At 74.8% G+C, this 21,666-nt stretch carries 19 protein-coding genes; 8 read left to right on the top strand and 11 right to left on the bottom strand.

Going from position 1 to position 21,666, the window contains the following annotated elements:
- Positions 1–37 precede the first annotated feature (37 nt).
- Positions 38–697: a nucleoside/nucleotide kinase family protein gene (locus ABD224_RS19445; protein WP_344051567.1), complete on the bottom strand. Its 660-nt coding sequence runs from the start codon at positions 695–697 to the stop codon at positions 38–40.
- 127 nt (positions 698–824) lie between these two features.
- On the opposite strand from ABD224_RS19445, the gene ABD224_RS19440 reads away from it, so the two are divergent.
- On the top strand, positions 825–1,574 hold the full coding sequence (locus tag ABD224_RS19440; protein WP_344051565.1) for a beta-phosphoglucomutase family hydrolase: 750 nt from the start codon (positions 825–827) through the stop codon (positions 1,572–1,574).
- Entirely contained in the window at positions 1,571–3,958 is a 2,388-nt protein-coding gene (locus tag ABD224_RS19435; RefSeq protein ID WP_344051563.1) for a glycoside hydrolase family 65 protein, read from the top strand. Before ABD224_RS19440 ends, ABD224_RS19435 begins: the two co-directional genes overlap by 4 nt.
- Here the strand turns inward: ABD224_RS19435 and ABD224_RS19430 are convergent.
- Complete coding sequence (locus tag ABD224_RS19430; RefSeq protein ID WP_344051561.1) at positions 3,939–4,319, bottom strand: BlaI/MecI/CopY family transcriptional regulator; 381 nt, start codon at positions 4,317–4,319, stop codon at positions 3,939–3,941. The two genes, ABD224_RS19435 and ABD224_RS19430, sit on opposite strands and share 20 nt — an antisense overlap.
- 238 nt (positions 4,320–4,557) lie before the next feature.
- Here ABD224_RS19430 and ABD224_RS19425 point away from each other — a divergent pair, with 238 nt between their 5' ends.
- On the top strand, positions 4,558–6,054 hold the full coding sequence (locus tag ABD224_RS19425; RefSeq protein WP_344051559.1) for a hypothetical protein: 1,497 nt from the start codon (positions 4,558–4,560) through the stop codon (positions 6,052–6,054).
- Between the two features lie 49 nt (positions 6,055–6,103).
- Here ABD224_RS19425 and ABD224_RS19420 read toward each other — a convergent pair whose 3' ends face one another.
- Positions 6,104–6,997: a phosphatase PAP2 family protein gene (locus tag ABD224_RS19420; protein WP_425581014.1), complete on the bottom strand. Its 894-nt coding sequence runs from the start codon at positions 6,995–6,997 to the stop codon at positions 6,104–6,106.
- Positions 6,998–7,184: 187 nt separating this feature from the next.
- Here ABD224_RS19420 and ABD224_RS19415 point away from each other — a divergent pair, with 187 nt between their 5' ends.
- Complete coding sequence (locus ABD224_RS19415; RefSeq protein ID WP_344051557.1) at positions 7,185–7,652, top strand: DUF5709 domain-containing protein; 468 nt, start codon at positions 7,185–7,187, stop codon at positions 7,650–7,652.
- 232 nt (positions 7,653–7,884) lie between these two features.
- Here the strand turns inward: ABD224_RS19415 and ABD224_RS19410 are convergent, their stop codons facing one another.
- A complete protein-coding gene (locus ABD224_RS19410) occupies positions 7,885–8,091 on the bottom strand; it encodes a hypothetical protein (protein WP_344051555.1) in 207 nt (68 codons plus the stop codon).
- A 257-nt stretch (positions 8,092–8,348) separates the two neighbouring features.
- On the opposite strand from ABD224_RS19410, the gene ABD224_RS19405 reads away from it, so the two are divergent.
- Positions 8,349–10,193: a glycoside hydrolase family 15 protein gene (locus tag ABD224_RS19405; protein ID WP_344051553.1), complete on the top strand. Its 1,845-nt coding sequence runs from the start codon at positions 8,349–8,351 to the stop codon at positions 10,191–10,193.
- Positions 10,194–10,342: 149 nt separating this feature from the next.
- Here the strand turns inward: ABD224_RS19405 and ABD224_RS19400 are convergent, their stop codons facing one another.
- The 4 genes from ABD224_RS19400 to ABD224_RS19385 all read right to left on the bottom strand — a co-directional run bounded on the left by ABD224_RS19400 (position 10,343) and on the right by ABD224_RS19385 (position 15,572).
- The gene (locus ABD224_RS19400; protein ID WP_344051551.1) at positions 10,343–13,114 is read right to left on the bottom strand and encodes a SpoIIE family protein phosphatase; all 2,772 of its coding nucleotides are present in this window, start codon (positions 13,112–13,114) and stop codon (positions 10,343–10,345) included.
- 171 nt (positions 13,115–13,285) lie between these two features.
- Positions 13,286–14,167, bottom strand: a complete 882-nt coding sequence (locus ABD224_RS19395; RefSeq protein WP_344051549.1) for a fructosamine kinase family protein — start codon at positions 14,165–14,167, stop codon at positions 13,286–13,288.
- The gene (locus ABD224_RS19390) at positions 14,164–14,628 is read right to left on the bottom strand and encodes a low molecular weight protein-tyrosine-phosphatase (RefSeq protein ID WP_086793612.1); all 465 of its coding nucleotides are present in this window, start codon (positions 14,626–14,628) and stop codon (positions 14,164–14,166) included. Before ABD224_RS19390 ends, ABD224_RS19395 begins: the two co-directional genes overlap by 4 nt.
- 236 nt (positions 14,629–14,864) lie before the next feature.
- Entirely contained in the window at positions 14,865–15,572 is a 708-nt protein-coding gene (locus ABD224_RS19385; RefSeq protein ID WP_425581012.1) for a lipoprotein, read from the bottom strand.
- 315 nt (positions 15,573–15,887) lie between these two features.
- On the opposite strand from ABD224_RS19385, the gene ABD224_RS19380 reads away from it, so the two are divergent.
- A complete protein-coding gene (locus tag ABD224_RS19380) occupies positions 15,888–16,406 on the top strand; it encodes a tudor domain-containing protein (protein WP_344051546.1) in 519 nt (172 codons plus the stop codon).
- Positions 16,407–16,457: 51 nt separating this feature from the next.
- Here the strand turns inward: ABD224_RS19380 and ABD224_RS19375 are convergent, their stop codons facing one another.
- Both ABD224_RS19375 and ABD224_RS19370 read right to left on the bottom strand, forming a co-directional pair.
- The gene (locus ABD224_RS19375) at positions 16,458–18,059 is read right to left on the bottom strand and encodes a glycerol-3-phosphate dehydrogenase/oxidase (protein WP_344051544.1); all 1,602 of its coding nucleotides are present in this window, start codon (positions 18,057–18,059) and stop codon (positions 16,458–16,460) included.
- Entirely contained in the window at positions 18,056–18,691 is a 636-nt protein-coding gene (locus ABD224_RS19370) for a TetR/AcrR family transcriptional regulator (RefSeq protein WP_344051542.1), read from the bottom strand. The genes ABD224_RS19375 and ABD224_RS19370 overlap by 4 nt, the downstream gene beginning before the upstream one ends.
- Positions 18,692–18,785: 94 nt before the next feature.
- On the opposite strand from ABD224_RS19370, the gene ABD224_RS19365 reads away from it, so the two are divergent.
- A complete protein-coding gene (locus ABD224_RS19365) occupies positions 18,786–20,375 on the top strand; it encodes an FAD-binding oxidoreductase (protein WP_344051658.1) in 1,590 nt (529 codons plus the stop codon).
- Between the two features lie 59 nt (positions 20,376–20,434).
- Complete coding sequence (locus ABD224_RS19360; RefSeq protein ID WP_344051540.1) at positions 20,435–21,316, top strand: diacylglycerol/lipid kinase family protein; 882 nt, start codon at positions 20,435–20,437, stop codon at positions 21,314–21,316.
- A 54-nt stretch (positions 21,317–21,370) separates the two neighbouring features.
- Here the strand turns inward: ABD224_RS19360 and ABD224_RS19355 are convergent, their stop codons facing one another.
- Positions 21,371–21,655 carry a transglycosylase family protein gene (locus ABD224_RS19355; RefSeq protein ID WP_344051656.1) on the bottom strand — a complete coding sequence of 95 codons (285 nt, stop codon included), beginning with the start codon at positions 21,653–21,655 and terminating at the stop codon, positions 21,371–21,373.
- Positions 21,656–21,666 lie beyond the last annotated feature (11 nt).

The following is a 21,666-nucleotide window of genomic DNA, read 5'->3' as shown; positions in this document are numbered from 1 at the left end:
CGTGTCCGCCGCGCCCCACCGGGCGCCCCGGCCCGGCTCAGGCCGCGCGCCGGCCGGCCGGCACGGCCGTCTGCGGCACGACCAGGTCCGCGCGGTGCCGGGTCGCCGCCACCAGCTCCGCATTGCGCTGGTCGGTGCCCAGCACCCACTCCACCGCCTCCTGGTGCGTCTTGCCGAACTGTTCGTGACGGGCGACAAGACGGCGGATGCGCTCGTCCTCGTCGAGCTCGCAGAACCACACCTCGTCCAGTTCACGCCGCACCCGCGCCCAGGCGCCGGTGTCCAGCAGCAGGTAGTTGCCCTCCGTCACGACCAGCCGGGCCGACGGCGGCACCGGGATCGCGCCCGCCAGCGGCTGTTCCAGGACCCGCTCGAAGCCGGGCGCGTACACCGTATCGTCCCGCTCCTCGCGCAGCCGGCGCAGCAGCGCCGCGTACCCCGCCGCGTCGAAGGTGTCCGGGGCGCCCTTGCGGTCCAGACGGCCGAGCCGGGCGAGTTCGGCGTCGGCGAGATGGAAGCCGTCCATCGGGACGTACGCCGCCCATGGCCCGCCGTCGCCGTTCAGGGCCCGTACCAGATGCCCGGCGAGGGTCGACTTGCCCGCACCGGGGCTGCCCGCGATGCCGAGAAGTGCGCGGCGCCCGGGCGCGGCGAGAGCCCGGGCACGGGTGAGGAGGTCGTCGAAGGTCAGCTCCACACGCCACAGTGTGGCACCCGGGCGGTGACGCCCACCGGCTGGTCGCGCTCACCCGTCTGCCGGAAAGTGCGCCGCATACGGAGCCCGGCGCCCCCGCGAAGCCGCCGCACGGGGAAGAGTGCCCGGTATGACACGGTTCGGTCTGCCCGATGACATCACGGCGTGCCTCTTCGACCTGGACGGGGTGGTCACCAGAACGGCCACGGTGCACGCGGCCGCCTGGAAGGAGACGTTCGACGCGTTCCTGCGGGAACGGGAGGGCGCGGACTTCCGGCCGTTCGACCCGGTCGCCGACTACGACGAGTACGTCGACGGACGCCCCCGCGCGGACGGGGTGCGCACCTTCCTCGCCTCCCGCGGCATCCGGCTGCCCGAGGGCAGCCCGGACGACCCGCCCGACGCGCGGACGGTCCACGGGATCGGCAACCGCAAGAACGCACTCCTGCTGCAGAGGATCCGTGCGGGGGGCGTGGAGCCGTACGAGGGCACGCTCCGCTACATCGAGGCCGTCCGGGCCGCGGGACTGAGGACCGCGCTCGTCTCCTCCAGCGCGAACGCCCGTGACGTCCTGCGCTCCATCGGCGCCGAGCACCTCTTCGACGTCTGCGTCGACGGAGTGGTCGCCCGTGAGCGCGCGCTGCCCGGCAAGCCCCACCCCGACACCTTCCTGGCCGCCGCCCACGACCTCGGCGCCGCCCCCGGGCGGGCCGCCGTCTTCGAGGACGCGCTGGCCGGCATGGAGGCGGGCCGCTCGGGCCGCTTCGGATACGTCGTCGGTGTCGACCGCGTCGGGCAGCGCGACGCCCTGTACGCGCACGGCGCCGACGTGGTCGTCGAGGACCTCGCCGACCTCCTCGCCGCGGGAGGTGCCGCATGATCGTCCACGGGGCGTACGCCGTCGAGCCGTGGCGCGTGCGCGAGACGGAACTCAACCTCGACGTCCTCGCCCAGAGCGAGTCCCTCTTCGCGCTGTCCAACGGGCACGTCGGCTGGCGCGGCAACCTCGACGAGGGCGAACCGCACGGCCTGCCCGGCTCCTACCTCAACGGCGTGTACGAGGTGCACCCGCTGCCGTACGCGGAGGCCGGCTACGGCTACCCCGAGTCCGGCCGGACCGTCATCAACATCACCAACGGCAAGGTGCTGCGGCTGCTCGTCGACGACGAGCCGTTCGACCTGCGCTACGGCCGGCTCGTCTCCCACGAGCGCGTCCTCGACCTGCGCCGCGGGGTGATGGAGCGGGTCTGCGAGTGGTGCTCGCCGGCCGGGACCCGGATCCGGGTGCGCGCCACCCGGATGGTCTCCCTCACCCAGCGTTCCATCGCCGCGGTGGCCTACGAGGTGGAGGCGGTCGACCGCCGGGCGCGCGTGGTCGTCCAGTCGGAGCTGGTGGCCAACGAGCAGCTGCCCCCGTCCGGCGGCGACCCGCGGGCGGCGTCGGTCCTGCAGTCCCCGCTGCGGCCCGAGCAGGACTTCGCCCACGGCCACCGATTGCGTCTGGTGCACCGCACCCGGCACAGCGGCCTCAGGGTGGCCGTGGCCGCCGACCATGTCGTCACCGGTCCCGAGCCGACCACGACCGTCTGCGAGAGCCACCCCGACCTGGCACGGCTGACGATCGGCTCCGTCCTGGAGCCGGGGCAGAAGCTGCGGGTGGAGAAGTTCGTCGCCCACGGCTGGTCCAGCACCCGCTCCCTGCCGGCGATGAGCGCCCAGGTGGACGCCGCCCTGGTGGCCGCAGGGGACGGCGGCTGGGCCCGTCTGGCCGACGAGCAGCGGGCCTGTCTCGACGACTTCTGGGCATGCGCCGACGTCGAGGTGGACGGCGACGAGGAGATCCAGCAGGCCGTCCGCTTCGGTCTCTTCCATGTGCTGCAGGCCGGGGCCCGCGCCGAGCAGCGGGCGATCCCCGCCAAGGGGCTGACCGGATCCGGCTACGACGGGCACGCCTTCTGGGACACCGAGATGTTCGTGCTGCCCGTGCTGGCCCACACCCTGCCGGAGGCCGTGGCCGAGGCGCTGCGCTGGCGGCAGAGCACCCTGCCCGCGGCCCGGGAGCGCGCGGCCCAACTGGGGCTGCGCGGCGCCGCGTTCCCCTGGCGGACCATCGAGGGCCGGGAAGGGTCGGCGTACTGGCCCGCCGGGACGGCCGCCTTCCATGTGAACGCCGGCATCGCGCACGCGGTGGTGCACTACACCGAGACCACCGGCGACGAGGACTTCGAACGCGACACCGGGCTCGAACTGCTCGTGGAGACCGCCCGTCTGTGGCGCTCGCTCGGCCACCACGACCACCGCGGCGTCTTCCACATCGACGGCGTCACCGGCCCCGACGAGTACAGCGCGCTCGCCGACGACAACACGTACACCAACCTGATGGCCCGCGCGAATCTGCTGGCCGCCGCCCGGGCCGTCGAACGCCACCCGAAGGAGGCGGAGCGCCTCGGCGCCGACAGCGAGGAGAGCGCCTCCTGGCGGGACGCCGCCGAGGCCATGCACATCCCGTACAACGCCGAACTGCGCGTGCACGAACAGCACGCGGGCTTCACCCGCTACCAGCGCTGGGACTTCGCCGGCACCCGCGCCGACCAGTACCCGCTGATGCTGCACTTCCCCTACTTCGACCTGTACCGCAAGCAGGTGGTCAAACAGGCCGACCTGGTGCTGGCGATGTACACCTGCAGCGCCGAGTTCGACGACGCGCACATCGCCCGCAACTTCGCCTACTACGAGCCGCTGACCGTGCGGGACTCCTCGCTGTCGGCCTGCGTCCAGGCCGTCATCGCCGCCCAGGCGGGGCATCTGCGCCTCGCCTACGACTACACGGCCGAGGCGGCCCTGATGGACCTGGAGGACCTGGAGCACAACACCCGCGACGGGCTGCACATCGCGTCGCTGGCCGGTACCTGGATGGCGCTGGTGGCCGGATTCGGCGGCGCCCGCAGAGCCGGCGGGACACTGGAGTTCGCGCCGCGGCTGCCGGAGAAGTTCAGCCGCCTCGCCTTCAGGCTGCTGTTCCGCGGGCGGCGGCTGCGGGTGGAGATCACCCGGCAGAGCGCCGCGTACGCCCTGCTGGACGGACCGCCCCTGACGATCCGCCACCACGGAACCCCGGTCGCGCTCCGGCCGGACACCCCCGTGGACCGTCCGGTCCCGCCCCCCGTGCACCGGCCCGCCCCGGAACAGCCCCCGCACCGCAAGCCCAACACCCGCTTCGGCCCCGGGAAGCGGACGGCGGGCGTCACACGCCGCGGCCGGTGAGCAGATCGCGCAGGGTCCGCTCCTGCTCGGGGCTCAGCCCGGTCACGAACTGCCGCAGGGCGGCGGCCGGGTCCGGGCCCCGCTCCAGGGCGTCGTGCATCGCCTGCGCGGTCAGCTCCGCCGCGCTCTTCGTGGGCCGGTAGGCGCCCCGCCTTCCGTCCGCCTCGCGCAGCACCAGGCCCTTGTCGTGAAGGCGTTTGAGGATGGTGTGCACGGTGTTGTAGGCCAGGCCGCCGATCTCCGACTGGATCTCGGACGGCGTCAGGGGCCGTTCCGTGGCCCACAGGGCAGCGAGGACCTCGCTCTCCAGCTCTCCCGAGCCGCGTCGTCTCGTCCTGCCGTGAGGCCCTCTGCCAGCCATGCCCTCAACCTTACAGCGTGTAGGGAGTCGGGCGTCCGGAGGCATTCCGCCCGGCACACAAGCCCAACACGGGGTAGCTTGTTCCTGTTTCCGCTGTTTTATTCCTGCTTCCTGCTGGTAGTTCTCTCGATGTCTCCTGGACGTCTCCTGGAGTTCCTGGACGTTCCGTGGATGCCTCCAGGGCGTTCCCCGGTCGTCTCCCGGACCATTCCGGTGCGTACAGGGGTGAGGGGTGGAGATGGCCGACAGTGCGCACGCCGTACTCGCCGGGACACGGCGATCCGGACCACCGTCCGGCTCCCGCCGCGGTGGCCGGGAGCACGGCGAGGCCCTTCTCGCGGCGGTGGCCGCCGCCTTCACCCTCGCCCAACTCCTCCTGGTCCGCCCCGGCATGGGCCTCGGCTGGGACGAGACCGTCTACGTCAGCCAGGTCAGCCCGCACGCACCGGCCGCCTTCTTCAGCGCCCCGCGCGCCCGCGGCATCTCCTGGCTCGTCGCACCGGTCGCCTCCTGGTCCTCGTCCACCGCGCTGCTGCGCGTCTACCTCGCGGTGCTCTCCGGTCTCGCCCTGTACCTGGCGCTGCGCGTGTGGCGGCACGCCTTCCCGCCGCGCGTCCTGGCCCTCGCCGGCGCCCTGTTCGCCACCCTGTGGGTGACGCTGTTCTACGGCCCGCAGGCCATGCCCAACTACTGGGTCGCCATCGGCGCCCTGGCCTGCGCGGGCTGTTTTCTGCGCGTACGGCACGACCGGCGCGACCGCGCGGCACTGGGAGGCCTGGCCGGCGCCGCCGCCTTCATGGCGCTGATGCGCCCCATGGACGCGGTCTGGGTCGTCCTGCCGCTGCTCGTGCTCGCCGCGCTCGGACGCCACGGGAGGCCGCTCGCCGCCCTGCTCGCCGGAGTGGCGGCCGGCTCCGCCCCCTGGGTGATCGAGGCCCACACCGGTTACGGCGGTCTGCTGCGGCGGCTGTCCGACGGCTCGGCCATCCAGGGCGGCCTGGGCTGGCACTTCGCCGTGGCCGACCAGTTGCGCAGCCTGGGCGGACGCACCCTGTGCCGCCCCTGCACCGGGGCGATGCCCCACCCGGCGGTCACCGCCTGGTGGTACGTCCTGCCGCTGCTCGCCGTGCTGGGCCTCGCCGTGGCCCTGCGCGCCCGGCGGGCCCTGCCCACCCTGGTGGCCCTGGCCTGCGCCGCCACGGCCGCCTTCCCGTACCTGTTCCTGATCGGATACGCGGCCCCGCGCTTCCTGCTGCCCGCCTACGCCCTGCTCGCGATCCCGGTCGCCGACGCCCTCGTCCACCTCGTCAGGAAACCCGACGGCCAGTGGCGCCCCCTGGCCCTGTCCCTGGTCGCCCTCGGCCTCGCCGGGCATCTGGTCGTGCAGTACGCCGTCCTCACCCACACCGTCCAGCGCACCACCGCCGACCGCCGGGTCTGGGCCGGCATCGCCGCCGACCTGCACCGCCTCGGGGTGCGCCCGCCCTGTCTGCTCACCGGCGAGGAGGCCATCCCCATCGCCTTCTACACCGGCTGCGGCTCCGCCGCGACCGACGGGCCCAACGCCAACACCACCCGGGCGGACATCGAACGGACCGCCCGGCGGCTGCCGGTCGCCACCCTCACCCCCCTTGACGGCGCCCCGCCCGCCTACGCCCGCACCTGGCCCTCCCACCGGTCGGGCGACCTGCGCCTGTACCTCGGCCCCCGGGCACAGGGCGACGCCGGTCCGTGAGGCCGTGCCGCCCGCCGCCGTGCCCACGGTGCGTACTCATGACGCGTGCTCACGGTGCCTGGGTGGGCCGGGCTTCCGCGTCCTCCGTGCGCTGTGCCTCCGCACGGTGTGCTTCCGGGGGCCGGGCCTCTGCGCGCCGCCCGCCGTGCCGGGCACCACGGGCGCCTTCCCGGCGACTCCCGCCGGACCCGTGGGAGTCCTCCCGCGGGCGGCCGGCGCTCTCCTTCCCGGCCACCGCCTCCCGGTCGTCCGGCCGCTTTGGTCCCGGGCCGGCCACGAGACGGACGGGCAGCCACCGGGCCGCCGCACCCAGGCACACGCCGAGCCAGCCGACGGCGAACAGCCAGCCGCCGACCACATCGGTGAACCAGTGCACCCCGAGATACACCCGGGTCAGCCCCACCAGCGCGCCCCAGCAGCCGACGACGAGACAGATCGCCGTACGACCGTGCGGGGCGCGCACGACCATCGCCAGGATCACCAGTCCGGCGACGAGCGCGGAGGTGGTGGCGTGCCCGGACGGGAACGACCAGTTCGAGGCGTGGGTCAGCCACTCCTGCCGGGGCGGGCGCGAACGGGCGACCAGCTCGAGCACACCGTGACGCGCGGCCTGTCCCGCCACCAGACAGACCAGACCCAGGGCCGCCGCGGCCATACGCTGCCGGGCCGTACGGCCGACGACGAGGCCGGCCAGCACGACGAGCAGATACGGGAAGGCATCCGTACCGGTCGCGGTCAGTCCGCGGGCCACGGCCACCGCCACCTCCGGGCGATGGCCGAGGGACCAGGACAGCAGGGCGTCGTCCACGGGCAGGGGTGTGCCGCGGCCGTCGACGACCAGGCAGAGCACGGCGAACGCCGCCCACGCGCCGAGTCCGATGCCGCCCGCGAGGACGACGACGTTCCTGTGCCGAGCCGGCTTCATGACACTCATGACGCTCATGACACCAGCAAACGGGCACCCCGGTGGCGCTTTCGGACGCCCGGCGCGTCCCCCTCGGCCGGCCCGGCGGCGGCCACGAGGACCACGGCACCGGCCATGAGGAAGGCCGCACGGGGATTGGACCGGGGCTCACGGGAAACGCGGATCACGGCACGCCGACCGCTCCAGCCGCCGCGAGGAGGACCCCGTGAGCACCGACCCCATGGCCGACGACGTCCACCAGCCCACCGGAGGCAACGAGGAACAGGAGGACGCCGCGCCACTGGACCTGCAGAACGCGGTGGACGAGCGGACCTACGACGACATCCTCGACGAGGGCTATTCCCCGCCGGAGAAACCGCTGGGCGTCACCAAGTACGGCACGACGGCCGCCGAACAGCACGAGGGCGAGAGCCTCGACCAGCGGCTGGCCCAGGAACAGCCCGATGCGGGCGAGTCGCAGGGCGGCGCCGTGGGCGACCTGCCCGGCGGCGAGGGCGAACCGGCCGACCCCGAGGCGGGCACGGACCGCGCCGGCCGCCTCGTCGCCCCCGACGAGGGCGCCCACCCCGACACCACCGGGGAGGAGATCGCCACCGACCGGGGCATCGACGCGGGAGCCGCCACCGCGGAGGAGGCCGCCGTCCACGTCGTCGACGACGACACGCTGCCCTGAACGGCCCCGGGAACACCCCCTGAACCGGTCGTCCGCCGCAGCCGGCCCGATGGAGAACCCGATGGAGAGGAGGCCGGAACCCCGGGGATCCGGCCTCCTTCGGCCCGAGGCCCGCACGCCGCGCGCACGGGCTCGGGCACGACGACCCGGGGCGCCGTGCGGACCCCGTTCGGCCCGGTGGCAGGACATCGCTCCCACGGGAGCCGGCCCGGTCCGAACGGCACCCCGGTTCTCAAGGCAGCAGCTTGTCCAGGGCGGCCGGACCCTCCGCTTCGAGCTTGCGCTTGGCCCACTCCAGGTTGCGTGGGGTGAGGTCACGCCCCGCGGCCAGCACCACGTCCTCGGGGGAGACCTCGGTGCCGGTACGGGCGTGCAGGAGGCGGTCGGGGGTGCAACGATCCCCCGGCGTGCGAGATGCATCGGGCTGTGACGTCGACATGTGTCCTCCTTGGAGCCGACGGGGTCCCCGCTCGGATCCGCCGGACGGTGGCTTCCGCGCTGCGGGACGCGGGACCTTCTCCTACGATTGCCCGCCGGGCCGAACCCTGCATCCGGAAGGAACCCACCACACGGCAGAGGCACCCGCCCCGCACCGGAGATCTGCCGTTCCCACCCGCACCGGGGAACCCCACCCGCACCAATCCGCCATTCCCGCGCTCACTCCTAAGCTGGAAGAGCGGGAAGGGAGGCGCCGCGATGGCCGACACCCGAAACCGGCAGCCCGGGCAGGGCGCCCCCTGCTGTGTGCCGATCGCCGACCACGGTCTGATCGGCGATCTGCGCACCGTCGCCCTCGTCGGCACCGACGGCACGATCGACTGGTACTGCTGCCCCTCCTTCGACGCCCCGAGCGTCTTCGCCTCCGTCCTGGACGCCGAGCGCGGCGGCTGCTTCGAACTCGCCGCGGTCGAGTCGGCCCGCACCAAGCAGTTCTACTTCCCCGACACCAATGTGCTGATCACCCGGTTCTTCACCGAGGACGGCGTCGGCGAGGTGCAGGACTTCATGCCGGTGACCGCGGACCACCAGGAACCCGTCGAGGCCGAACGGCACCGGCTCATCCGCCGGGTGCTGTGCGTCCGCGGCACCCTGCCGTTCCGGGCCCGGGTGGCGCCCCGCTTCAACTACGGCGCCGACCCCCACAACCTCCGCCTGGAGGGCCGCACCGCCCTGTTCGAGTCCGCCGGGCTCGCCCTCTCCCTGACGGCCACCGTGCCCCTGGAGGCCGACGGGTCCGACCTGCGGGCGGAGTTCAAGCTCGCCGAGGGCGAGTCGGCCGTCTTCGCCCTGGACCAGGTCGGCGGCGCCGTGGCCCCGCGGCGGTGCGCCCATGCCGAGGCCGAGGAGCAGTTCGCCGCGACGGTCGCCTACTGGCGCCGCTGGCTCGCCCAGTCCCGCTACCGCGGCCGCTGGCGGGAGATGGTCCACCGCTCCGCCCTCACCCTGAAGCTGCTCACCTACGCCCCGACCGGCGCCATCGTCGCCGCGCCCACCACCAGCCTGCCGGAGCGGATCGGCGGCGAGCGCAACTGGGACTACCGCTACGTCTGGGTGCGCGACGCCGCGTTCGCCGTCTACGCGCTGCTGCGGCTCGGCTTCGCCGGTGAGGCCGAGGCGTTCATGCGGTTCCTGACCCGGCACATCAGCCCCGGCGACGGCAAGGGCACCGGCCCGTTGCAGGTCATGTACGGCATCGACGGCCGCACCGACCTGCCCGAGCGGGAGCTCTCGCACCTGGAGGGACACTTCGGCTCCGCCCCCGTACGGGTCGGCAACGCCGCCGCCGACCAGCTCCAGCTCGACATCTACGGCGCCCTGATCGACTCCGTCTACCTCTACGACAAGTGGGCCCAGCCGATCTCCAGCGGCCAGTGGGACGACGTGTCCGCACTGGTGGAGTGGGTCTGCGAGAACTGGGACCAGCCCGACGAGGGCGTGTGGGAGACCCGGGGCGGCAGGAGGAACTTCCTGTACTCCCGCCTGATGTGCTGGGTGGCCGTCGAACGCGCCATCCGGCTGGCCACCCACCGTGGTCTGCCCGCCGACCTGGTGCGCTGGCGGGAGAGCCGGGACGCCATCTACCGCCGCATCATGAACCGAGGCTGGTCCGAGAGGCGGCAGGCCTTCGTGCAGTGCGAGAACGGGGACGTGCTCGACGCCGCCGTCCTGATGATGCCGCTGGCGAAGTTCATCGCGCCCACCGACCCCAAGTGGCTGTCCACCCTGGACGCGCTGACCGAGGACCTGGTCTCCGACTCGCTCGTCTACCGCTACGACCCGCAGGCCAGCCCCGACGGGCTGCGCGGTGACGAGGGCACGTTCTCCATCTGCTCGTTCTGGTACGTGGAGGCCCTCACCCGGGCCGGCCGCCTCGACGAGGCCCGCCTCGCCTTCGAGAAGATGCTCACCTACGCCAACCACCTCGGCCTGTACGCCGAGGAGATCGGCCCCACCGGCGAGCAGCAGGGCAACTTCCCGCAGGCGTTCACCCATCTGTCGCTGATCAGCGCCGCCTACAACCTCGACCGGGCGCTCGGCTGACACTGTCGGCACCGTGCGCCCGACACCGTGCGCCGCCGGGGCGCGGGAAGGCGCCCGGCGCGCACCGGCGGCGAAGGCCGAGAAGCCCGCCCGACCGGCCCGGACCCGCCGAGGACGGGGGAGGGGAAAGCGGGCCGGTGTGCCGTGCCTCAGCCGGTGCGGTCGCCGGCCGGTGCCGGGAGGGGCTGCTCGGCCCAGATGACCTTGCCCGGAGGCAGGGAGCGGGTGCCCCACCGCTCGCTCATCCCGGCGACGAGGAACAGCCCGCGGCCGCCCTCGTCCGTACTGGCGGCGTGGCGCAGATGCGGCGAGGTGCTGCTGCTGTCGAAGACCTCGCAGATCAGGGCGCGGTCGCGCAGCACCCGTACCCGGATGGGCTCGGCGCCGTGGCGGATCGCGTTGGTGACCAGCTCGCTGAGGATCAGCTCGGTGGTGAACGCCAGCTCCTGAAGCCCCCACCGGTCCAGCTGCCGGCCCAGCGCGGCGCGCACGTCCGCGACGGCCGCCGGATCGCCCGGCACGTCCCACTCGGCGACCCGGTCGGGACCCAGGGCCCGGGTGCGGGCGACGAGCAGCGCGATGTCGTCGCCCGGCCGGAACGGCCTCCGGGCTTCCAGCACGGCCCGGCACGTCTCCTCGGGCGACGCGCCGGCCGAGGACAGCGCGGTGCGCAGCGCCTCGAGACCGGTGTCGATGTCCTGCTCCCGGCTCTCCACCAGCCCGTCGGTGTACAGCACCAGCCGGCTGCCCTCCGCGAGTTCCAGCTCGGCCGTCTCGAACGGCAGTCCGCCCAGCCCGAGCGGAGGGCCGGCGGGCACCTCGGGGAAGGTCACACCGCCGTCCGGTGCGATCACCGCGGGAGGCGGATGACCGGCGCGGGCCACGGCACAGCGCCGGGAGACCGGATCGTAGATCGCGTACAGACAGCTCGCGCCGGTCACGGGGGCGTCGGCGCCGTCCGCCCTCTCGTCCTGGTCGATGCGGGCGACCAGCTCGTCCAGCAGCCCCAGCAGTTCCTCGGGCGGCAGGTCCAGGGCGGAGAAGTTGCTGACCGCGGTCCGCAGCCGTCCCATCGTGGCCGCGGCGTACAGCCCGTGTCCGACCACGTCCCCGACGACGAGCGCGACCCGCGCCCCGGACAGCGGCAGGACGTCGAACCAGTCCCCGCCCACGCCCGCCTGCGCGGGCAGATAACGGTAGGCGATCTCCAGGGCGTCCTGCTCGGGCAGACTGCGCGGCAGCAGGCTGCGCTGCAGGGCGACCGCCAGCCCGTGCTCGCGGGTGTAGCGGCGGGCGTTGTCGATGGAGACCGCGGCCCGCGCCACCAGCTCCTCGGCCAGGGCGAGCTCGTCGGCGTCGAAGGGCTCCTTCCCGGGCGACCGCCAGAAGCTGACCAGGCCCAGCAGCAGATTGCCCGCCCGTACCGGCACGGCGATCAGCGAGTGGGGACCGGCCTCCAGCACCTGCTCGGTGCTGCCGGGGTTTTGGGCGCGCCGGTCCAAAGCGGCCTCCAGGCGGGGTTCGAGGACCGGCCGGCGGGTTCGGAGACTGTGCGCCTGCGGCGAGGAGGGCGCGAAGCGGATCCGCCCGTCGACCGGATGCAGCGGGGCGTCCTCGCGGACTCCGCCGTACGCCGTCCGTCGCAGCACGGACCCCGGCTCCGGGTCCTCGCCGGCCGGCACGGCGTCGTACAGGTCGACGGTGGCACAGTCCGCGAAGCGGGGAACGACCACCTCGACGAGTTCCTCGGCGGTCCGGGTCACGTCCAGCGTCGTGCCGACACTCACTCCGGCGTCGTGGAGCAGACTGAGATGTTTCCGGGCCTCCTCCGCCCGGCCGGACAGAGCGCGCAGCTCCGTGGAGTCGCGCAGGGTGGCCACGCTGCCCGACGGGCCGCCGTCCAGGTGCGTGGGCCGCTGGTTGATCGCCAGCAGCCGGTCGCCGACCAGGTGCACCTCGTCGGTGGCGGTCCGGCCGGAGGCCAGCAGGCCGGCGGTGCCGGGATCGAGCCCGAGGTCGAGCACAGGGTGCTGCTCGGCGTCCTCGGGCAGACCGAGCAGACGGCGCGCCTCGTCGTTGGCGAGCAGCAGCCGTCCGCCGGCGTCGACGATGAGCACGCCTTCACGGACGGAGTGCAGCACCGCGTCGTGGTGCTCGTACATCCGGGTCATCTCGCCCGGGCCCAGCCCATGGGTCTGGCGCAGCAGCCGCCTGCTGACCAGCGCCGTTCCCGCCGTGGCGAGGGCGAGCCCCACGGCTGCGGCGCCCAGCACGACCGGCAGCTGCCGGTCCGCGAGACCGCCCACGCTCTCGATGGTGATGCCGGCCGACACCAGACCCATCACTTTTCCGTCCGGTGCCTCGACCGGGACGACGGCCTGCACCAGCGGGCCGATGGTGCCGTCGGCCTCCTCGACGACGGTGCCGCCGTTCAGCGCGGGCCGGAGGGTGCCGACGAACTTTGTGCCGATGCGGTCCGGCTCGGGGTGGGTGTAGCGGATCCCCCGGGTGTCCATCACGACGACGAAGTCGACGCCCGTCTCCTTGCGGGCGGCCTCGGCCCGCGGCTGCAGGACCGCCGTGGGGTCGGGCGCGGCGAGCGCCTCACGGGTGCCCGGCGCGTCGGCGAACGCCCCGGCGACGGCGAGGGAGCGGGTGCGGGCCTCCTGGACGTTGTCGTGCCGCACCTGCAGCACCAGCGCCACCACTGCGGCCACGACCAGCAGCAGCACGATGACGACCTGCAGCAGGAACATCTGCCCGGCCACACTGCGCCCGCCCAGCGCCGCTCTGTCCCCTGCCGGCCGCCACCGCCCGCCCTGCTCGCGTGCTCGTCGGCCGGGACCGGGCGCGGGCCGAGGGCGCCGGTCGCCGAAGCGGTGGGCCGACCGGGGACCGGTGCGGCCCGGGAGTCGGGCCATGTGCCCTGTCTACACTCCCGCACCCGCCGGGGCGAGAGGACGGCGGCGGGGAGGCCCCGATCGTGCACGAGGGCGCTCCCGGCGCGGTGCCGCGTTCCGGCGACGAGCGGGGTTGCGCGCACGGCCCCGGACACCCTCGCCCGCTGGTGGAGGACGACGGTGCGCGCGGGGTCACCCGCCGGCACCGCGGGCCGCCGCGACCGCCTGTGCGGCGTATCCGCGTCCGAACAGCACCGTGTGCACCAGCAGCGGGAAGAGCTGGTGCAGCCCGATGCGGTCGCTCCAGCCGTCGGCGAGCGGCGCGACCTCCTGGTAGCCCTCCAGCACGCGGTCCAGGTGCGGGCAGCCGAACAGGTGGAGCATCGCCAGGTCCGTCTCCCGGTGCCCGCCGTGCGCGGCCGGGTCGATCAGCCGGACCTCGCCGTCGGCGCCCCACAGCACATTGCCGTTCCACAGGTCCCCGTGGAGCCGCGCGGGCGGTTCGGCGGGGCCGGCGCACTCGGGCAGCCGCTCCAGGGCGCGTTCGATCACGGCCGCCTCGGCGGGCAGCAGGGTGCCGTCGTCGACCGCGCGGCGCAGATAGGGCAGCACCCGGTGCTCGGCGTACCACTGCGGCCAGTCGGTGCCGGGGACGTTGCGCATCGGCGCGAGCCCGATGTACGCCTCCCGGGGGCCGCCGGGCGGCGGCGCGCCGAACGCGGGCGCCCCGGCGGCGTGCAGGGCGGCCAGATCACGGCCGAACCGGACCGCCGCCCGCGGGCTCGGCCGGCCCCGCGGCACCCGGTCGGTGACCAGCCAGTGCCGGTCGTGGCCGTGCACCGCGGGAACCCGCACCGCGTCCGCCTCGGCGAGCCAGCGCAGCCCCGCGGCCTCGGCGCGTGTCGCCTCCGGACCGTCACCGCGCTTGACCACGACCACCCGGCCGTCGTCGAGGGTCACCTCGGCGACGGCCCCGGACAGCGGGCGCCGTCCGGTCACCCGACGCCCGGTCAGCCGGGCGGCCGCGGCACCCGGGTCGTCCTCGCCGGCACCGGCCGGTGGCCGGCCGGTCATGCGGCAAGACGCTCGCGCACCCAGGCGAGCAGACCGGGCGTCGCGGCCTCGATCATGTCCAGCACCTCTTCGAACCCCTCCGGACCGCCGTAGTACGGGTCGGGCACATCGAGGTCGCCGGTCGCCTCCGGGTCGAAGGAGCGCAGCAGCCGCACCCGGGAGGGGTCGTCGACGAGCCGCCGCAGCGCCTTGTCGTGGCCGCCGTCCATGGCCAGGAACAGATCGGCGTCCAGATGCTCGGCCCCGATCTGCGCGGCCACGTGCTCGACCGGATAGCCGCGCCGCGCCAGCGCCTCACCGGACCGCTCGTCGATGGGTTCCCCGACATGCCAGGGGCCGATCCCCGCACTGCTGACCCGCACCGCGTCCTCCAGCCCGGCCCGGCGCAGATGCTCGGCGAACACCAGGGCGGCGGACGGCGATCGGCAGATGTTCCCGCTGCAGACGAAACAGATGTGCACGGCCCCCAGGGTACGAGGGGCACCGCGCACCGCCGGCACCGCATTGAGCCAACGGCACCGCATCGGGCCGCCGGCACCGGGGGCGCTCCCCGAGGGCCGGACGGCCGGACAGCCGACCGGACGGTCAGGTGATCGGACGGTTGGATGGTCGGACGGTCGGCTGACTGGGTGATCGGACCGTCGGACAGCCAGGTGGCCGGATGGTCAGGTGATCAGGCGATGGGGTGATCGGGTGATCAGGTGGTCCGCAGGGTCCTCTTGGCGAGTTCGTAGGCGGGGAGCATCTGCCGGTGCTCCTCGGTGTCCAGGCCGCCCAGGTGCAGGACGACCGGGCCCTTGGGGGTGCTGACGGCCAGGGCGTGTTCCTGCTTCGGCTCGTCCAGGAGCTCGCCGGTGCGGACGTACTCGACCTCGACGCCCTCGAGCCCGCCCGCACGGAACGGGCGGTACGTCTCCTTGCTCACGGAGCCCTCGGCGGCCACGAAGGCCCGCAGCACCGTACGCGCGTCACCCGCGTCCGGGTCACCGGTCCACACGCGCAGGAAGCCGATGTGCCCGGCGGGCTTGGCGTCGATCTCGCACGCGGCGGTCACCGGACCCTGGCGCAGAAGCGCGTCGGTGATCTCCGCGGTGGCGGAGGAGTCACCGGCCGGCCGGTCCACGGCCTTGGCCTTCCAGTCCGCGGCGATGTCGAAGGTGACGGGAAGGACGCAGGCCGAACCGCGGGCGCCGACGGAGCCCCCGCTGCGGGCGGCGGTCGCCCCGCTCGTCGCCTCACCCGTCGCCCCACCTGTTGCCTCACCCGTCGCCGTGGCGGACGCGCCGGCGGCCGGAGCCGTGTCGTCCGCCGACTCCGACGGCCCCGAACACGCCGTCAGCATCCCGCCCAGCAGCGCCACCACGGCCGCCGTGACCCGCCACGCCGTCCCCGCCCTGGTCCCCACCACATCTCCCCTCTCCCGTTTTTGTCGGCGCGTCACTGTAACGGAGCGCAGCGCGCACACTCCGAGCGCCCCGCTCCGGGAGGTGGGGGAGCGGTCGGGGACGGCCGTCGCGGGAGGGCGAGACCCACCAGGCCCGCCCTGCCGGCCCGGCCGGCACCGCTCCCCGCGGGCACGGGCCGCCTTCGGCGCCGCGCCCCTGACGGACGTGGTGGAGGCCACACCTCGAAGGGGACCTGCGTCATATTTCTTCCCGAGGGGCGGAAGCTACCGTTCTACGCGTCCTTTTTGTCCGTGAACAGCGTGAACGGTCCGGAAGTGCACGAAGACCTCTCCCCGCTCATCGCCGCCACCACCCACTGGCTGACCAGCGCGTACCCCGCGTCCGGCGGTACGCTCGCCGCCGCCCTCTGCGAGGTGCAGGCACGCCAGGCGGTCACGGTCGCGGCCTGGCTGCGCTACCCGACGCCCATGGACGCCGCACTGGTCACGATGGCCGGCCCCGGAGGCTCCGCCCGCCTGGACTGGATCACCGGCGCGGACGGCGCCGGGACCGACGGCCCGGACGCCCACGCCTGGCGCACCTGGGTCGACGAGGTCGTCGCGAGCTGGGCCGCCTGCCTGCTCACCGACCCCGGCCTGGCCGGCCGCGCGGTGGACGAGTTCGCCGCGTCCTCGGCCGTGCCGGTCGAGTTCCGCCGGCTGCTCGACCCCGACGACAGCGACCGCCGCGCGGCGGCCCTCCTGCGCCACCCCGACCTGGTGTCCCCGGTGGCCGGCCTCCACCGCGCCGAACTCCTCACCCGCCTCGCCGGGGGCTCGGCCCTGGCGGCCTGAGCCGGCGGGACGGCCGGCGCCGGTCGCGCACGGGGGACGGGCCGCGGGAGGTCACCGTGCCCCCAGCACCTCGCCCACCGCCTCCTGCACCACCGGCAGGGCCGCTGCGCGGTCCGAGGGGATCAGACCGATGCGGGTGCGGCGGTCCAGGAGGTCGGATGCGTCGAGAGCGCCCTCGTGGCGCAGGGCCCAGACGAGTTCGGCGCGGGTGACGGGGTGGCCGTCCAGGACGGGTTCGCGCAGCCGCGGGTCCCGGTCGCCCAGGGCGTGGACGGCCGGGGCCTCGGTGCCGTAGCGGCGGATCAGACGGCGCGGTGCCGGGAGAGCGGCCAGCAGCCGGGGCGAGGCGGCGCCGACGAGCGGCAGGGCGGCCGTGGGGGAGGGGCCCGCGGCCAGGCGGCGCACGGCGACGGCGGCGTCGACCGCGTCCTCGGCCATCCGGCGGTAGGTGGTCAGCTTGCCGCCGACCACGGTGATCATGCCGTCCGCGGAGGTCAGCACCGCATGCCTGCGGGAGAGGTCCGCGGTCCGCGGTGCCGCGCCGGACCCGGCCGCCGGGGCGGTGTCCAGCAGCGGACGCAGGCCCGCGAACGCGCCGGCCACGTCCTCGCGGCGGACGGGGACCTCCAGGGCGGAGGCCAGCACGTCGAGCAGGAAGCCGATGTCGGACTCGGGGACCTCGGGCACGTCCGGGACGTCGCCCTCGACGGGTTCGTCGGTGAGCCCGACGTAGACCCGGCCGTCGTCCTGCGGCAGCACCAGCACGAAGCGGTTGGTCTCCCCGGGCACCGGGATGTGCAGCCCGGCCGGCAGCGGACCGAGCAGGCCCTCGCGCAGCACGAGATGGGTGCCGCGCGAGGGCCGTACCCGGATGCCGTCCACCAGGCCGCCCGCCCACACCCCGGCGGCGTTGATCACGGCACGGGCCCTGATCTCGCCCTCCTCGCCGGTCAGTTCGTCCCGCACCCGGGCGCCTGAGCCGGTCAGTTCCAGGGCCCGCACCCGGGTCAGGATCCGCGCGCCGCGGCCCGCCGCCGTACGGGCGATCGCGGTGACCAGGCGGGCGTCGTCGGTGAGCCGGCCGTCCCAGGACAGCAGACCGCCGCGCAGACCCGGGCGGCGCACGGCGGGCGCGAGATGGCGGGTCTCCACCGCGGAGAGCCCGCGCGGCGCCGGCAGTGTGGCGCGGGCGGTGCCCGCCGCCAGCCGCAGCCCGTCGCCCGCACGGAAACCGGCCCGGGCCAGGGCGGCCTGACGGCGCGGGACCAGCGGGGTGAGGGGCAGGACGAACGGCTGCGCGCCGACCAGATGGGGAGCGGTGCGCTCCATCAGCACCCCGCGTTCGACCGCGCTCTCGTGCGCGACGCCGAACTGCGCGGACGCGAGATAGCGCAGCCCGCCGTGGACCAGCTTGGAGCTCCACCGGGAGGTGCCGAAGGCCAGGTCGTGGGCGTCGATCGCGGCGACGCTCAGTCCCCGCGCCGCGGCGTCCAGCGCGGCCCCGGCGCCGGTCGCGCCGAGACCGACCACCAGGACGTCCACGGTCTCGCCGCCGACGGTCCGGGCCAGTTCGCGCGCCCGGCGCCCGGCGGTGAGGGAGGTGCCCGGGGGCGTGCGGCCGCCCCCGGCGGCGGGGATGCTGCCGGAGCTCATGGCGTCAGGGTCCTCTCCAGGAGGGTCCGCAGTTCCGCGAGGAGCGCCTCGCCGTTCAGCTCGGGGTCCTCCTCGTCGGTCATCGTGCGCAGCGACAGGGCGAAGGACTGGACGACCAGCAGCAGGGACCGGGCCTGCCGTCCGGCGTGCCCCGTGCGCACCGATCCGTCGGCGTGCCCCTCGCGCAGAAGGCCGGCGAGCCGTTCGAGCAGGGCCTCCTGGCTGGCTCCGCGCCGGTCCAGCACATAGGGGAGCAGCAGCTCGGGGTCCACGTCGACGATCTTGCGGAAGAGCGGGTGGGCGCGGAACTCCCTCACCCCGGCCACCAGTCCCTCGACCAGCCGCGTCCGGGTGTCCGTCCCGGGCCGGGGCTCGGGCATCGCCCGGTCGGCCGCCTCGGTCCACTCCCGGGTCATCAGATCGCCGACCAGGGAGCGCACATCGGGCCAGCGCCGGTACAGCGTCATCCGGGACACGCCCGCCCGCCGGGCCACGTCGGTCAGGGTCGTACGGCGGACCCCGACCGCCAGGACGCAGTCGCGCACGGCGTCGAGCACGGCGTCGCCGTCCGAGCGGGCCGCGGGGGCCGGGCGGACCGGGTCCGCCGCACCATTGTGACGAATAGGCGTCATGTGTCACAGTGTAACGCCACGGCGTGACGCCGCGGCACTCTTCGACCACGACCGGTGAGGAACGACGCTCATGAACATGCCGGATGTGCCGGACATGCTGTGGAACGGCTGGGGCGACCCGGCCAGGACCACACCGCTGCCCGACACGGTGACCGGGCTGCTGCGCGACCTGCTCGGCATCAGGCCCCGCGCCACCGCACCGGTCGCCCTGGACGCCCTTCCCGTGCCCGCCTCACCGCTGACCGACGCCGCCCGCCGCGCCCTGCGCGAGGCCGTCGGCGGCGACGAGCACGTCCGCACCGACCCCGAGTCCCGCGTCCGCCGCACCCGCGGCAAGTCCACCCCCGACCTGCTGCGGATCCGCCGCGGCGACGTCACCGACGTCCCGGCGGCCGTGGTCCTTCCCGCGGACCACGACGAGGTGCTCGCCGTCCTGCGCGCCTGCGCCGCGCACGGCCTGGCCGTCGTCCCGTTCGGCGGCGGCACCTCCGTCGTCGGCGGTCTCGCCCCCGAGCGGCGGCGCCCCTTCGTCGCCCTGGACCTGCGCCGCATGAACCGGCTGCTCGCCCTCGACCCGGTCTCCCGCACCGCCACCCTGCAACCCGGGCTGCGCGCCCCGCGGGCCGAGGCACTGCTGGCCGAACACGGCTTCACCCTCGGCCACTTCCCCCAGTCCTACGAATGGGCCACCCTCGGCGGATTCGCCGCCGCCCGCTCCAGCGGACAGGCCTCCGCCGGCTACGGCCGCTTCGACGAGATGGTGCTCGGCCTCACCCTCGCCACCCCCGAGGGCACCCTCGAGGCCGGACGTGCCCCGCGCTCGGCGGCCGGTCCGGACCTGCGCCAGCTCGTCCTCGGCTCCGAGGGGGCCTTCGGCGTCATCACCTCGCTGACCGTGCGGCTGCGCCCGCTGCCGCAGACCCGCCTGTACGAGGGCTGGCGCTTCGCCTCCTTCGAGGAGGGCGCCACCGCCCTGCGCAAGCTCGCCCAGGACGGGCCGCGGCCGACCGTCCTGCGCCTGTCCGACGAGACCGAGACACTGGTCGGCCTCGCCCAGCCCGACGCCATCGGCTCCCCCGGCAGCCGGCGGGACACCGGCTGTCTGGCGATCGTCGGCTACGAGGGCGCCGAAGAGGACACCGCCCACCGCAGACAACGCGCCGCGGACGTCCTGCGCGCGTGCGGCGGCACCTTCCTGGGCGAGGAGCCCGGCGAGCGCTGGGCCCACGGCCGCTACGCGGCGCCCTATCTGCGCGACGCCCTGCTGGACGCGGGCGCGTTCGTCGAGACCCTGGAGACCGCCGCCTTCTGGTCCCGTCTGCCCGGGCTGTACGCCGCCGTCCGCGAGGCGCTCACCACCGCGCTCACCGCGGCCGGCACCCCGCCCCTGGTGATGTGCCACATCTCGCACGTCTACGAGAACGGCGCCTCGCTGTACTTCACCGTGGTCAGCGCCCAGGGCGAGGACCCGGTGGCCCACTGGGCGCCCGCCAAGCGGGCCGCGAACGAGGCGATCGGAGCCGCGGGCGGCACCATCAGCCATCATCACGGCGTGGGCACCGACCACCGCGAGGGGTACGTCCGGGAGGCCGGCCCGCTCGGGGTCGAGGCCCTGCGCGCCGTCAAACGGCGCCTGGACCCGGCCGGTCTGCTCAACCCCGGCATCCTGCTGCCCCTCGACTGACACCCGCCGACCCTCTGCTTGCCCCACCACCGACCCGCGTTCCGCCCGGAGGCCCACCGATGCGCCAGTTCACCGCCGTCGTCAACCCCACCGCGGGCGGAGCCGCCGGGGCCGCGGCGCTGCTGCGGGTGGCCAGGGTGCTGAGGGAGGCCGGCGCCGACGTGGAGACCGAGTACAGCCGCAGCCTCGCCCACGCCCAGGACCTCGCCCGCCATGCCGGACAGCGGGGCCGTGTCGTCCTCGCCGTGGGCGGCGACGGCATCGCGGGCAGTGTCGGCGGGGCCCTCAGCGGCACCGGCGCCCTCTTCGGACTCGTCCCGGCCGGCCGCGGCAACGACTTCGCCCGCGCCCTCGGACTGCCCTCCGACCCGGACGAGCTGGCCGGGATCCTGCTGCACGGCACCCCGCGCCGGATCGACACCGTCGAGGTGGAGTCGGCCGCCCACCGGCGCACCGTCGTCCTCGGCAGTGTGTACGCGGGCGTCGACGCGCTCGCCAACCGGTACGCCAACCGCTCCAGGCTGCTGCGCGGCGCCGCCTCCTACTACGCCGGCGGGCTGCGGGCCGTCGCCACCTGGCGGCCGGCCGGCTACCGCGTCACCGTCGACGGGGAGGAGCACCTCCACCGCGGCTACACCGTGGTGGCCGCCAACTCGCCCTACTACGGCTCCGGACGCATGATCGCTCCCGGCGCCCGCGTCGACGACGGCCTGCTCGACGTGGTGATGATCCGTCACGCGCCGCGCCGGCTCTTCTTCGCCCTGATGAACGAGCTGAGGACCGGCGCGCACACCGACCGCCCGGAGGTGCGGGTCCTGCGGGGCAGACAGGTCCGCATCGAGGCCGACCGCCCCGTGCCCTACGGCGCCGACGGCGAGGTCGAGGCCGTCCTGCCCGTCACCGCCCGGGTCCTGCCCGGCGCGCTCGCCGTGCTCTGCTGAGCGTCGCCGGCCGCCGCCGGCCCGATCCGGGCGAGGGTCCCGGGCACGGGAGGATCAGGCACGGGAGGACCGGGCGCAGCCCCAGGCCGACATGCCCTGCAGGGCGGCCAGCCGCTTCGCCACGGCGATCTGCTGCTTCCGCGTGGCCTTGTCCGCCCGGGGCGCGTACTTCAGCCCGCCGGCGGCGATCCAGCTGGACTGGCGGAACTGCAGCCCGCCGTAGTACCCGTTGCCGGTGTTCGCCTTCCAGTTGCCGCCCGACTCGCAGGCGGCGATGGCGTCCCAGTCGGGCTCGGGAGCGGCGGCCGGGGCCCGGGTCGCCGCCGGCCAGCCGGCCAGCGCCGCGGTGG

Source organism: Streptomyces thermoalcalitolerans (genome assembly GCF_039525155.1).
Classification (GTDB): domain Bacteria; phylum Actinomycetota; class Actinomycetes; order Streptomycetales; family Streptomycetaceae; genus Streptomyces; species Streptomyces thermovulgaris.
Note: the sequence above shows the minus strand (reverse complement) of the source record. Positions and strands in the feature narration are given on the sequence as shown.

What these genes read in the sequence shown, in the direction of transcription:
- ABD224_RS19360 (WP_344051540.1), top strand. Translation starts at nt 20,435, where the DNA reads ATGCGCCAGTTCACCGCCGTCGTCAACCCCACCGCGGGCGGAGCCGCC.
- ABD224_RS19435 (WP_344051563.1), top strand. Translation starts at nt 1,571, where the DNA reads ATGATCGTCCACGGGGCGTACGCCGTCGAGCCGTGGCGCGTGCGCGAG.
- ABD224_RS19365 (WP_344051658.1), top strand. Translation starts at nt 18,786, where the DNA reads ATGCTGTGGAACGGCTGGGGCGACCCGGCCAGGACCACACCGCTGCCC.
- ABD224_RS19425 (WP_344051559.1), top strand. Translation starts at nt 4,558, where the DNA reads ATGGCCGACAGTGCGCACGCCGTACTCGCCGGGACACGGCGATCCGGA.
- ABD224_RS19440 (WP_344051565.1), top strand. Translation starts at nt 825, where the DNA reads ATGACACGGTTCGGTCTGCCCGATGACATCACGGCGTGCCTCTTCGAC.
- ABD224_RS19405 (WP_344051553.1), top strand. Translation starts at nt 8,349, where the DNA reads ATGGCCGACACCCGAAACCGGCAGCCCGGGCAGGGCGCCCCCTGCTGT.
- ABD224_RS19400 (WP_344051551.1), bottom strand. Translation starts at nt 13,114, where the DNA reads ATGGCCCGACTCCCGGGCCGCACCGGTCCCCGGTCGGCCCACCGCTTC.
- ABD224_RS19370 (WP_344051542.1), bottom strand. Translation starts at nt 18,691, where the DNA reads ATGACGCCTATTCGTCACAATGGTGCGGCGGACCCGGTCCGCCCGGCC.
- ABD224_RS19395 (WP_344051549.1), bottom strand. Translation starts at nt 14,167, where the DNA reads ATGACCGGCCGGCCACCGGCCGGTGCCGGCGAGGACGACCCGGGTGCC.
- ABD224_RS19420 (WP_425581014.1), bottom strand. Translation starts at nt 6,997, where the DNA reads ATGAGCGTCATGAGTGTCATGAAGCCGGCTCGGCACAGGAACGTCGTC.
- ABD224_RS19375 (WP_344051544.1), bottom strand. Translation starts at nt 18,059, where the DNA reads ATGAGCTCCGGCAGCATCCCCGCCGCCGGGGGCGGCCGCACGCCCCCG.
- ABD224_RS19410 (WP_344051555.1), bottom strand. Translation starts at nt 8,091, where the DNA reads ATGTCGACGTCACAGCCCGATGCATCTCGCACGCCGGGGGATCGTTGC.
- ABD224_RS19430 (WP_344051561.1), bottom strand. Translation starts at nt 4,319, where the DNA reads ATGGCTGGCAGAGGGCCTCACGGCAGGACGAGACGACGCGGCTCGGGA.